The following is a 12,938-nucleotide window of genomic DNA, read 5'->3' on the forward strand; positions in this document are numbered from 1 at the left end:
AAAATATGCCATTGAAGGCATAAATTTATTTCGAGGTAATTTATTATTTTGCCACTGAATGACCGTGCTTCGTCAAATTACTCAATGGTCATGTATTATTTAGGATGTGAATTAGATTTATGGGTTGTACGGATATAAATAGGGTATTTTACGTGTTTTTTATAAATTAGAGCGCAGATTCATTTTGTTGGTGAATGAGTTTAGTCTTTCTTAATTCAGGTTTGAGAATAAATCATGAATAATAAACGAGAAAATAAATGCCCTGAGAGTCAGGGCATTTATTTGCATTCAATTAATGGTTTGAGAACCAGTTCAGCTTATCGCGAAGGCCTACCACACGACCAACAATAATTAACGCTGGGCTTTCAACCTGTTGCGCCAACTCTCCTAGCTGAGTCAGCTCGCCATTGACGACACGCTGTTTCACGGAGGTACCGTTTTCTACCAGGGCGACGGGCATATCGGGCTGCATGCCAAATTCGATCAATTTTTCCTGAATCGTGGCCGCCTGGTTCAGCCCCATGTAGAACACCAGCGTTTGTTTCTCTGCTGCCAGGTTTTCCCAGTCCAGCTCACCGCCGGTTTTCAGGTGTCCGGTAACCAGACGCACGCTCTGAGCGTAATCACGATGGGTCAGTGGAATGCCGGAATAGGCAGAACAACCGGAGGCTGCGGTAATACCCGGCACTACAGAGAATGGGATACCGGCATGGCACAGCGTTTCCAGCTCTTCGCCACCGCGGCCAAAGATGAACGGGTCGCCACCTTTCAGTCGAACCACGCGCTTGCCCTGTTGTGCTTCACGCAGCAGGATCTGGTTGATCTCTTCCTGCGGTACGCAGTGATAGCCCGCACGTTTACCGACGAACACTCGGTCTGCATCGCGGCGTACAAGGTTCATGATATCGTCGGAAACCAGACGGTCATAGACCACGACATCCGCTTGCTGGATCTGCTGTAGCCCTTTCAGCGTCAGCAGGCCGGCATCGCCAGGACCGGCGCCAACCAGCACCACTTCACCACGGTGATCCAGCGGTTCGCTGAGCATTTGCTCAGTGGTTTCCTCGACGGCTTTCAGGTCATTGTTCGCCAACGACTGCGCCAGGCGGTCATTCACGAACAATTTTTCCCAGAAGCGGCGACGTTCACCCATGCTGGCAAACTGTTGCTTCACTCGGGAACGCAACTTGCCGGCATACTGCGCGACCTGGCCCAGATGCTGAGGCAGTACGGATTCAAGCCTTTCACGCAGCAGACGGGCCAGCACTGGCGATGTCCCGCCGGAGGAGACCGCCACCATCAGCGGTGAGCGGTCGATAATGGAGGGCATGATAAAACTGGCTGCTTTTGGCGCATCGACCACGTTGCAGAAGATACGACGTGATTCTGCGGCGGTGCTGACGCTTTGGTTGACGGCATCGTCATCGGTGGCGGCAATAGCCAACCAGCAGGTGTCGAGCAGGGACTCATCGAACGGCCCCTCAACCAGCGTCAGCATGTTTTCATCTGCCCATACTTTGAACTGCGGAATAAACGCCAGCGCATTAACCGTTAAACGGGCGCCCGCTTCCAGCAGTAACCGCGCTTTGCGTTCTGCGACATCACCACCGCCGACGATCAAGCAGTCGCGGTCACGTAGTTGACAAAATATAGGCAAATGATCCACGACATTACCCCTTAATTATTGGCAGCAGCCTCAGAATCTACCCATTAGGCTATCTTATTTGTCAGTTTGTCCCTGGGCAGTGCTCGCAATCCTCACGTACTGCATGTACGTTCCGGTTGTTCCGCGCTGTCCGTGTTCAAACTGCCTGCATCGAATACGCCTACTGGGCAAGATTTTCAGCTTGATTGATTTTTGCCGGAGCCGGACGCTCCGATTTTGGCGTAGCATACCAATAACCCAATCCCATGAATACGACACCGGACAAAGTATTACCGAGTGTCACCCACAGCAGGTTATGACCAATTCCTGACAGGGTATAGGCTTCGCTGTGGTGGCCGAACCAGGAGAGGGCAAACAGCGTCATGTTGGCAACGGAGTGCTCGTAGCCGGAAGCGATAAACGCCAGCAGACACCACCAGATAGCGAGGAATTTTGCCGCGCCTTCGGTACGGATTGCCATCCAGATTGCCAGACAAACCAACCAGTTACACAGTGCGCCTTTAAAGAACAAAACCATTGCAGGCGCGGTCGTTTTCGCCAGAGCAACCGAATGGACGATGCTGGTATCGACCGGCAGCAGGCTACCGCCACCCCAGCTGTAAAGCAGGGCGACAAACACGGAACCGACCAGGTTACCCAGCCAGGTTTTTGGCAGGATAGCCCACATCTGACCGTGGCTGATGGTGCCTGCTTTGACGCCGAGTGTCAGAAACATGGTGTGACCGGTAAACAGTTCCGAACCGGCAATAATGACCAGCGTTAAGGCGATACCAAAGGTTGCACCCATCACCAGAGGACGAACGGACGGGTCGAGCAGATTACCGAGGGTGAAAATAAGAATGATGCCGAGACCCACATAGGCTCCCGCCATTGCCGAACTGATCCAGAATCCAAGCGGGTTATTAGCCGACAGGCGTGCGATGCGCGCAGCGTTAGCCGCACACTTATTAATAGTGTCTGTGAACATGTGTTGATTATCCTTGAAGTACAAACAATAAAAAGAAATCGTAACCGTAGGCCGGACAAGGCATTTATGCCGCCATCCGGCAATGTGCCTGTGCAATTGCCTGATGGCGCTACGCTTATCAGGCCTACCAATAAAAGACCTACAAATACGTCAAAAAAGGGGAGGCGTTGCGCCTCCCAAAATTAATTAACCGCGCAGTTGCACCGTGCCGTCTTTCACTCGCGCTTCGTAATGTTTCACGGAGAACTGTTCGTCTTCCATGCACAGACCGTCGCTTAAGCGAAAACGCTGTTTTTTCAGCGGGCTGGCAACCCACAATTCGCCCTGATGTTCAGCAATCAGCCCACGAGAAAGCACGCTGGACTCAAAGAACGGGTCGATGTTGCTGATCGCAAACACCTGGTCGCTGTGATACGGGCGGAAAATCGCAACCTGCTCGTTACCTAACAGGGCGCAGACGCCTGTTGCAGGCAGAATGTCATCGATTTTGCAGATGTTTTTCCACTGGCTCATGCGTTTTCCTCCACCAGAGTCACCGGGATACGCTCATAAGGCGTCGCCGGACGATGTTGTTCACGTTCAGGCACAACCTGGACATTCGGATCGCGTTTTTCGCTGTTGATAAAGTGTTTGAAGCGAACCTGCGCGGATGGGGTGTTAACGGTTTCTGTCCACTCACACACCACAGCTTCACGCAGACGGGCCATCTCTTCTTCAAGATGTTGGTTCAGACCCAACTTGTCGTCGATGATGACGGACTTCAGATACTCGATACCGCCTTCCAGATTGTCTAACCACGGTGCGGTACGGGTCAGTTTGTCGGCAGTACGGATGTAGAACATCATGAAACGGTCAAGGTACTTGAGCAGCGTTTCGCGATCGATATCCGCTGCCAGCAGGTCTGCATGACGAGGTTTCATCCCGCCGTTACCGCAAACGTACAGGTTCCAGCCTTTCTCAGTGGCGATGATACCCACGTCTTTACCCTGAGCTTCCGCACATTCACGGGTACAGCCGGAGACGCCGAACTTCATTTTGTGCGGGGTACGAATGCCTTTGTAGCGATTTTCCAGCTCCACGCCGAAGCCCACGCTATCGCCGACGCCGTAACGGCACCAGGTGCTGCCTACGCAGGTTTTCGCCATACGCAGCGCTTTGGCATACGCGTGACCGGTTTCAAAACCGGCTTCAATCAGCTGACGCCAGATTTCCGGCAGGTCATCTTTCTGCGCGCCGAACAGGCCGATACGCTGAGAACCGGTAATTTTGGTGTACAGGTTAAATTCGCGCGCGATACGGCCCACAGCCACCAGGCCTTCAGGGGTAATTTCGCCACCCGCAGAGCGCGGGATCACGGAATAAGTACCGTCTTTCTGGATGTTCGCCAGGAAATTGTCGTTGGTGTCCTGCAACGGCGTGTGCTGCGGTTTGAGGATGTACTCATTCCAGCAGGAAGCCAGCAGGGAACCTACGGTAGGTTTACATACTTCACAGCCGTAGCCTTTCCCGTGTTTTGCCAGCAGTTCTTCGAAGGTTTTGATGCCTTCTACGCGGATGAGATGGAACAGTTCCTGACGTGAGTACGGGAAGTGTTCACACAGATTGTTGTTAACTTCGATACCCTGTTTCGCCAGTTCGGCGTTCAGAACCTGCGTTACCAGCGGGATACACCCGCCGCAGCCGGTCCCGGCTTTGGTTTCTGCTTTCAGCGCCGCAACGGTATGGCAGCCCTTGTTGATAGCGGCAACCAGCATGCCTTTGGTGACGTCAAAACAGGAGCAAATCTGCGCGCTGTCCGGCAGTTTATCGACACCGATAGACGGCTTACCGCTGCCCGCGTGTGCTGGCAGAATCAGTGAATCCGGATTTTCCGGCAGTTCGATGGCGTTCAGCACCAGTTGCAGCAGATTGCCGTAATCGCTGGTGTCGCCCACCAGAACCGCGCCGAGCAGGGTTTTGTTATCTTCGCTAACGATCAGGCGTTTGTAGACTTCTTTGCTTTCGTCGAGATAGACGTAGCTACGTGCGCCCGGCGTGCGCGCATGCGCATCACCAATACCACCGACGTCAACGCCGAGCAGCTTCAGCTTGGCGCTCAGGTCCGCGCCTTCAAAGGCGTTTTCAGTTTCGAGAATATGGTCAACGGCAACCTGCGCCATTTTATAGCCTGGAGCGACCAGACCATACACGCGGTTGTTCCAACTGGCGCATTCGCCGATGGCATAGATGTCCGGGTCAGATGTCTGGCAAGTGTCGTTAATGACGATACCGCCGCGTGGCGCGACGTCCAGACCGCACTGGGTGGCCAGTTTGTCGCGTGGACGAATACCGGTAGAGAAGACGATGAAATCGACTTCCAGTTCGCTACCGTCGGCAAAACGCATGGTTTTGCGCGCTTCGGTGCCTTCCTGAACGATTTCTTTGGTGTTTTTGCTGGTGTGCACACGCACGCCCATGCTTTCAATTTTGCGACGTAACTGCTCGCCACCCATATGATCCAGCTGTTCAGCCATCAGCATTGGGGCGAATTCAATCACGTGGGTTTCAACGCCGAGGCTTTTCAGCGCACCGGCGGCTTCCAGGCCCAGCAGGCCACCGCCGACCACGGCACCGCGTTTGCTGCGGCGCGCGCAAGACTCAATGGCGTTGAGGTCTTCGATGGTGCGGTAAACGAAGCAGTCCTGGGTTTCCGAACCTTTAATCGGTGGGATCCACGGGTAAGAGCCCGTCGCCATGATCAGCTTATCGTAGTAAACCGTACGACCTGCGCTGGAGTGGATCACCTTCTCCTGGCGGTTAATGGTAATTGCTCGTTCGCCCACTAACACCTTAACGCCGTGCTTCTCGTAGAATCCTTCACGCACCAGAGAAAGCTCTTCGGCGGTGTGGTGGGAGAAGTAGGAAGACAGGTGTACGCGGTCGTACGCTTTGCGGGGTTCTTCACAGAAGACGGTAATATCAAAATTGGCAGCGTCGGATTTATCAAGAAGATCCTCAATAAAGCGATGGCCGACCATACCATTACCGATAATAGCGAGTCTGACTTTGCTCATTTTTGCCTCGATTTCTTTTCTATTACTGCCTACCTTAACGATTCAGCAACCGCGCTTATTGATGCAAATCAAATTCGCCCTTATATACTCCTTAAGAGGTATATAACTGATTTGTCAGCATTTTTATAAGTGACGGAATTATTTGGGTTTTCGTGTTTGTATAAATAGCGTACAAATTAAGGGGTTTTTGTAAGAATTGGCCTACATGACCAGTGAAAGAAGAGGAGGGTGAGAATGTGCCGGATGATGTGGGTACCATCCGGCAGTGAGATTAATGCGTTGCTGGGGCGTTATGCTGGCGATGGCGCGTGACAAACCCAAGAATAAAGCACATCACGAATACAACCGCATACAAGCCGTTAGCTGTTTGCAATGCCGCCTGCGGGCCGCTGTGTGCCACGATAGGGCCGGTGACGACGAAAGTGAGCATTGTGCCGATGGTGCCGCAGGTCAGAACGAAGTTAACCAGTTTGGGTGAGGCGACCTTCGTCTGCTGGGAGCCAAGGGTAATGATGGTGGTATAAATCGCACTGGAGAAGAAGCCCAGCGTCATAATAAACCACGGCATATGCTCTGGCGTACCGGTGATAAACAGATACATCAGGACGGTAGCCAGACCCGCCAGTACGGTCAGGATGCGCTGCAAATCGAAGAAACGCAGAATAAAGCTAAATGCCCACATGCCAACCATGTAAGACATCCAGAAGTCGCTGACCAGTTTACCCGCATCGTTCAGGCTCATGCCCAGACTTTTGGCGTACTCCGGGACCCAGGAGATAAAACCCAACTGACCGAGGATGTAGCACAGTGCAGCGATCGCCAGAAACAGCACGCCAATCCCCCATTTTTCTTTTACTACCGGCGCGTCTGACTGCTGAGCGTGTTTACCCAGTGCCGGGAATTCACAACCGAAGGTCAGCAGGAAAATGGCGACGTATACGAGGCCGATGCAGGCATAGACCCAATACCATTCGATGCTGCGCGCTAACAGGAACGCGGCAACCATCGGGAAAATCATGCCGGCCATGCTGAAGAAGGAGTCAGTAAACAGCAGGCGGGAACCGCGCTGGCGACCTTCGTACATTTGCGTTACCAGGAACGTACCAATCGACATGGTAATACCGCTCACCAGGCCCAATACAAACATGGCGGCGGAGAACAAGGCCAGGCTATGGCTGAACATCAGTCCGGCAACGGCCAGTACCATCAGGATAAAGCCGAAGCGCAACTGGGTTTTCAGTGGCACGATTTCCATTAACCATGCATTCAGAAAGATAGAGATCAGAATGCCGGCATTCAGGAAGGTGAAGGTGTTACTCATGCTGGAAACCGGCAAATGGAAGTAATCTGCGATGTTTCCCATCACCATCCCGGTGACAATTACCAACGCACCTGTCAGGGCGTAGGAGAGAAAGCTAATCCATGTGAGCTTGATGCGATTGCTGTTAGTCATGACTGGCCTGTATAGAAGTGTAAGGCGCATTGACTGCGCCGTGAGCGGGCAGATTTTAGGCGCTTTAGTGACGCATTTAAATATTTATCGGTAATAACTTGGTGCGTTACATTTTTCTATGTGATCTTGATCACATTGATACTTGCAGCCATGAGGTTACATTTGTTTCAGGTACGTAAAATTAAGTAAAGGGATGGCCTTGTCCTTGAAGGCTCTTTAGAATCAATTCACTTGCTTCATTTCTGCTCTTGTTAAGGAATTCTCATGCTCAAATCGACTCTGGCGGCTGTTGCAGCTGTTCTCGCTCTTTCTGCTCTCTCTCCCGCAGCACTGGCAGCAAAAGGTGATCCACATGTTCTGCTGACAACCTCTGCTGGTAACATTGAGCTGGAGCTGAACAGTCAGAAAGCCCCGGTTTCAGTGCAAAACTTTGTCGATTATGTCAACAGTGGTTTCTATAACAACACCACGTTCCACCGTGTGATCCCAGGCTTCATGGTGCAGGGCGGCGGTTTTACCGAGCAGATGCAGCAGAAGAAACCTAACCCGCCAATCAAGAATGAAGCCGATAACGGACTGCGTAACACTCGCGGCACGATTGCTATGGCGCGTACAGCGGATAAAGACAGCGCGACCAGCCAGTTCTTTATCAACATTGCAGATAACGCTTTCCTCGATCACGGCCAGCGCGACTTTGGCTACGCTGTTTTTGGTAAAGTTGTGAAAGGTATGGATGTCGCGGATAAAATCTCTCAGGTACAGACCCATGATGTCGGTCCATACCAGAATGTCCCGTCAAAACCGATTGTTATCCTTTCTGCTAAAGTCCTGCCGTAATCGTATCTTGCGCGGGTAGTTCTTGCCCGCGTTCACCCCTCTCTCTGCGTAACCCGAAATTGCTGCTTATACTTGTGGCAAGTGTCGGCTCATTCAGGGAGGTCACGTGAAAAAACTCACCGATAAACAAAAGTCCAGGCTGTGGGAACAACGGCGAAACGCCAATTTCCAGGCCAGCCGACGGCTGGAAGGCGTAGATATTCCACGGGTTACTCTGAGTGCTGAAGACGCCCAGGCGCGTCTTGAAGAGCTGAGGAGGCACTATGAGCGATAAATTCGGTGATGGTCGCGACCCGTATTTATATCCGGGCCTGAATGTCATGCGTAACCGTCTGGGGATTCATCAGGCGCAGCGTTTGGCGCAGGCGGCTTATGAACTGACAGCGCTGCGTGCGGCGACTATCGAATTGGGGCCGCTTAAACGGGGCTTACCGCACCTGTGCGCCATTCATCGCCAGCTGTATCGGGATATTTTTGACTGGGCGGGACACCTGCGTGAAGTCGATATTTACCAGGGCGATACTCGCTTTTGCCACTTCGCCTATATCGAGAAAGAGGGCAATGCGCTGATGCAGGACCTGGAAGATGAGTCCTGGCTGGTGGGATTACCGGAAGACAAGTTTGTCGATCGTCTTGCCCACTATTATTGCGAAATCAATGTGCTGCATCCGTTTCGCATTGGCAGTGGCCTGGCGCAGCGTATTTTCTTCGAACAGTTAGCGATTCATGCCGGGTATATGCTGAGCTGGGATGGCATTCCGGTTGAGGAGTGGAATCAGGCTAATCAGAGCGGGGCGATGGGTGACCTGTCTGCACTGCGGGTGATATTTCGTAAAGTGGTAAGCGAAGCCCCGGAAACTGAGTAGAATAGCGCGGTTCTTATGTACCGGAGCCGCCATGATCCTGCTTATTGATAACTATGATTCTTTTACCTGGAACCTGTACCAATACTTCTGCGAACTGGGCGCTGATGTCCTTGTCCGGCGCAACGACGAGCTGACGCTGGCGCAAATCGACGCGCTGAACCCGCAAAAAATCGTGATTTCCCCTGGGCCATGCACGCCGGATGACGCCGGTATCTCACTGGACGTTATTCGTCATTTCGCCGGTAAGCTTCCCTTGTTGGGTGTTTGTCTTGGTCACCAGGCGATGGCGCAGGCCTTTGGCGCGAGCGTGGTTCGGGCGGCTAAAGTGATGCACGGTAAAACCTCGCCGATTACCCATACCGGGCAGGGTGTTTTTCAGGGACTCGCTAACCCATTAACGGTGACGCGCTACCACTCTCTGGTGGTTGCCCCTGAGACGCTTCCCGAGTGCTTTGAGGTGACGGCCTGGAGTGAAACGCAGGAGATTATGGGCATTCGTCACCGCGAGTGGGATATGGAAGGGGTACAGTTTCACCCGGAGAGTATTCTCAGCGAACAGGGGCATCAGCTGCTGGCTAATTTTCTCAATCGCTGATTTGTAGTTGCTATTCAGTGATTTTTTATTCATATTTTGTGATTATAATTTCACTGGCGTTTCTGCTTAACAGGGTGGTAATGACATGGCAACTGAACAAACTGCAATTACGCGCGCGACATTCGATGAAGTGATTCTGCCGATTTATGCACCGGCTGAGTTTATCCCGGTAAAAGGAAAAGGGAGTCGAGTGTGGGATCAACAGGGCAAAGAGTATGTTGATTTCGCGGGCGGCATTGCAGTGACCGCGTTAGGGCATTGCCATCCGGCATTGGTTGAGGCGTTAAAAACCCAGGGTGAAACCCTGTGGCATACCAGCAACGTATTTACCAACGAACCGGCGTTGCGCTTAGGCCGTAAAATCATTGATGCGACCTTTGCCGAGCGCGTGCTGTTCATGAACTCCGGTACTGAAGCCAACGAAACCGCCTTTAAGCTGGCGCGCCACTATGCCTGCGTGCGTCATAGCCCGTTCAAAACCAAAATCATTGCCTTCCATAATGCGTTTCACGGCCGTTCGCTGTTTACCGTGTCCGTTGGTGGGCAGCCGAAATACTCCGACGGCTTTGGGCCAAAACCGGCGGATATCATCCATGTCCCGTTTAACGATCTGCATGCGGTCAAAGCGGTGATGGACGATCACACCTGCGCGGTGGTGGTTGAGCCTATTCAGGGAGAGGGCGGCGTCACTGCGGCAACGCCGGAATTCCTGCAAGGTTTGCGTGAACTTTGTGACCAGCACCAGGCGCTGTTGGTATTTGATGAAGTGCAGAGCGGGATGGGGCGTACCGGCGATTTGTTTGCCTATATGCACTACGGCGTGACGCCGGATATCCTCACCAGCGCGAAGGCGCTCGGTGGCGGCTTCCCGGTAAGTGCGGTGTTGACCACTCAGGAGATTGCCTCCGCGTTCCACGTGGGTTCGCACGGCTCCACCTACGGCGGTAACCCGCTGGCCTGCGCGGTAGCGGGGGCAGCGTTTGATATCATCAACACGCCGGACGTGCTGGGAGGCATTCAGGCCCGGCGTCAGGCGTTTGTCCAGCATTTGCACAAGATTGATCAACAGTTCGACATTTTCAGCGATATTCGCGGGATGGGGCTGCTGATTGGCGCTGAGCTGAAGCCGCAGTTTAAAGGCCGGGCGCGCGATTTCCTCTATGCCGCCGCGCACGAAGGGGTGATGGTGCTGAACGCCGGGCCGGACGTAATGCGTTTCGCGCCGTCGCTGGTAGTAGAGCAGGCGGATATCGATGAAGGGATGCAGCGCTTCGCGCAGGCGGTAGCGAAGGTGGTGGGCTGATTGCCGGAAAGGCGGCGCGTACAGGGTAAGGTGTGATTCGTAGGCCGGATAAGCGTAGCGCATCCGGCAAATCTCTTAACCTTTCATGTCCCGTAGTCGGCGGCTCAGCCAGATCCCGTGGTGCGGTCGCTGACGCCATGCTACCGACGAAATGGTATGCATGGTGTTCAGATGCCCAAGAACCCGCTGCAGATGCTGCTCAAGGGTGCTTAACGGACCATGGGACAGCATCTCTGGCGCTTCGAGAATATTCACATCTCCCGAGCTTCCCGGCCCATCATATTCCAGCCGCTGCTGACAGCGCTGGAGCGCAATTTCGCAGGACTCCAGATACCGCTGCGCCAAATCCGGCGTCAGCATCGTATGTTCCCTTGCCAGCGTGGTCATCGCGTTGATGTGTTCAACGATGAACTGGCTGTGCGTAACCCACAGTTTCATGTCTGCAAGGTAGTGCGAGTTAAATCCCGGCTCCTGCATTGCCTGGTTCAGCGAGTTGAACAGCGTGTTTTGCGTCTGGTTGACGCGCATGCGTTGATACGCCAGCGGCGTGGCCTGTGGATCGTTGCTGAGGATCAGACGAATGGCCTCCTGGTCGGCTTCTAACGCATCGTGGGCGTTTTTACGCAGCAGACCGCTCTGCCACTGTGGCCACAGCCAGAGCGTGCCGCCAAAGGCGATTAAGCAGCCAATGACCGTATCGACAAACCGCGGCACGATAAACTCTTCCCCGTTCAGCGTCAGCAGTTGCAGGGTGTATACCGCCGTTACCGTAAAACCGACGGTAGCCCAGCCGTAGTTTTTACGGATGATCAGATAGCTCACCAGGGTGATCAGCAGCATGGCCGCCAGCGTGAAACCTTCGGGAATATGAAAGTGCAACGTGACGCCGGCAATAACCAGTCCAACGAGCGTACCTACGGAACGGTGTAAGATGCGCACCCGGGTCGCCCCGTAGCCATTTTGCGTAACAAACAGGACTGTCATCAAAATCCAGTAAGGCTTTGGCAGGTGTAAGGCACTGCCCATCAGGCTGGCGATACTCAACATAACGCTGATGCGTCCGGCATTGCGCAGCGCTGGGGATTTCAACGACAGGTAGTTTTTCAGGGCAGGGATCAGCGGCAACCGACGCTGCTTGTCAGCCATTAAGTCACGGGCATACAGCGGGCGCTGGGTCCGTAGCACGCGGGCAATACGGCTGAAGTGCCAGTAGCAAAATTGCCCCACCGGATTGTCCGGATGCTGCCTGGCGATTTTCTCCAGCGTGCCAATCTGCTTATCCATCGAGAAACGGGTCGGCAAGCGGTGATACAAAATATCATCGGCCAGTACCCGAAGGCGTTCGGCGACGGTTCGCGCGTTCCAGCGAATTACCTGCTCCGCGTGGCTACGCTCAACCAGTTTTTGCACTTCTTCTGGCTGGTGGAGGCTAACGGAAATATGCTCCTGTAAATCCAGCGCCTCCTGGAAAGCACGCAGCAGGCGTTTGTATTCGTTGTTGTGATGTGCTGACAGCATATGCATTTGCTGATAGCACTGGGTAATCAGATCCACCGCCTTTTGTTGGCGAACCAGCAGGGGAGGCAGCGCTTTTTCTGGGTCGGCATGCTGGGTCAGCATGCTGTACTTGGCTTCACAGTAATCGGCTAATTCACGGTACAGCAAGCTGAGCGATTCACGGAGCGGTTGCTCGCGCCACATCCAGAACCAGAACCAGTTGAACAGGCCGTACCATAACGTGCCCAGCGCGTAAATCAGCAGCGGCTCCCAGACGGGCATATTCCCGGCCAGGCTGAGCGTGAAAATCGCCGCGATAAGCGAGGCTGGCAGTAATCGCGCATGCAAGGGGCTTAGCTCGGCGGTTACGCCAAGAATCAGCGTCAGGCCGGTGAGGATCAATGGTAGCGGTATAGTTTGCGCAAGCAGTAGCTGCATGATCAAGCTGCACCCGGCAAACAGCGATGCACCAATGACTAAGCGTTTGAAAAAGCGCTTGTGCGGGGTATCAAGACCGGCAATGTTGCAGCAGGCAGGGACGAGGGAAAAGAGAAGCCCCAAATGAAGCTGACCGATGATCAGACCAACAGCCACAGGTAAACATAGCACCAGCGTTTGTCGTAGTGCGTAGTTGATCTCTGGGTGGTATATCAGTCTTCGCCACATCGGAGTAAACAAAAGTGGCGCATTACTGGGTAACG

Annotated in this window: 11 protein-coding genes; 5 read left to right on the forward strand and 6 right to left on the reverse strand. The window is 53.5% G+C overall.

Annotated features, from left to right (window positions below; translation table 11 throughout):
• Positions 1–292: 292 nt before the first annotated feature.
• From cysG to tsgA, 5 genes are all read right to left on the reverse strand, one after another.
• Positions 293–1,666: a siroheme synthase CysG gene (cysG, locus tag C2U43_RS02230; RefSeq protein ID WP_008786309.1), complete on the reverse strand. Its 1,374-nt coding sequence runs from the start codon at positions 1,664–1,666 to the stop codon at positions 293–295.
• 160 nt (positions 1,667–1,826) lie between these two features.
• A complete protein-coding gene (gene nirC / locus C2U43_RS02240; RefSeq protein ID WP_103284647.1) occupies positions 1,827–2,633 on the reverse strand; it encodes a nitrite transporter NirC in 807 nt (268 codons plus the stop codon).
• Between the two features lie 186 nt (positions 2,634–2,819).
• On the reverse strand, positions 2,820–3,146 hold the full coding sequence (nirD, locus tag C2U43_RS02245; protein WP_003023590.1) for a nitrite reductase small subunit NirD: 327 nt from the start codon (positions 3,144–3,146) through the stop codon (positions 2,820–2,822).
• Positions 3,143–5,686, reverse strand: coding sequence for an NADPH-nitrite reductase large subunit (nirB, locus tag C2U43_RS02250; protein ID WP_008786307.1), 2,544 nt, complete (start codon positions 5,684–5,686; stop codon positions 3,143–3,145). Before nirB ends, nirD begins: the two co-directional genes overlap by 4 nt.
• A 271-nt stretch (positions 5,687–5,957) precedes the next feature.
• Positions 5,958–7,139 carry an MFS transporter TsgA gene (tsgA, locus tag C2U43_RS02255; protein WP_032945197.1) on the reverse strand — a complete coding sequence of 394 codons (1,182 nt, stop codon included), beginning with the start codon at positions 7,137–7,139 and terminating at the stop codon, positions 5,958–5,960.
• Positions 7,140–7,403: 264 nt separating this feature from the next.
• Between tsgA and ppiA the strand changes: the two genes are divergently transcribed.
• The 5 genes from ppiA to argD all read left to right on the forward strand — a co-directional run bounded on the left by ppiA (position 7,404) and on the right by argD (position 10,740).
• Entirely contained in the window at positions 7,404–7,976 is a 573-nt protein-coding gene (gene ppiA / locus C2U43_RS02260; protein ID WP_003023595.1) for a peptidylprolyl isomerase A, read from the forward strand.
• A 106-nt stretch (positions 7,977–8,082) separates the two neighbouring features.
• Positions 8,083–8,250, forward strand: a complete 168-nt coding sequence (locus C2U43_RS02265; RefSeq protein ID WP_065772013.1) for a YhfG family protein — start codon at positions 8,083–8,085, stop codon at positions 8,248–8,250.
• Complete coding sequence (locus C2U43_RS02270) at positions 8,240–8,842, forward strand: putative adenosine monophosphate-protein transferase Fic (RefSeq protein ID WP_103284648.1); 603 nt, start codon at positions 8,240–8,242, stop codon at positions 8,840–8,842. The genes C2U43_RS02265 and C2U43_RS02270 overlap by 11 nt, the downstream gene beginning before the upstream one ends.
• Positions 8,843–8,873: 31 nt before the next feature.
• On the forward strand, positions 8,874–9,437 hold the full coding sequence (gene pabA / locus C2U43_RS02275; RefSeq protein WP_048236932.1) for an aminodeoxychorismate synthase component 2: 564 nt from the start codon (positions 8,874–8,876) through the stop codon (positions 9,435–9,437).
• 85 nt (positions 9,438–9,522) lie between these two features.
• Positions 9,523–10,740, forward strand: a complete 1,218-nt coding sequence (argD, locus tag C2U43_RS02280; RefSeq protein ID WP_008786303.1) for a bifunctional acetylornithine/succinyldiaminopimelate transaminase — start codon at positions 9,523–9,525, stop codon at positions 10,738–10,740.
• Positions 10,741–10,815: 75 nt separating this feature from the next.
• Here the strand turns inward: argD and C2U43_RS02285 are convergent, their stop codons facing one another.
• Positions 10,816–12,903, reverse strand: coding sequence for a YccS/YhfK family putative transporter (locus tag C2U43_RS02285; RefSeq protein ID WP_071446669.1), 2,088 nt, complete (start codon positions 12,901–12,903; stop codon positions 10,816–10,818).
• Positions 12,904–12,938 lie beyond the last annotated feature (35 nt).

The organism is Citrobacter freundii complex sp. CFNIH9 (assembly GCF_002903305.1).
GTDB lineage: Bacteria > Pseudomonadota > Gammaproteobacteria > Enterobacterales > Enterobacteriaceae > Citrobacter > Citrobacter portucalensis.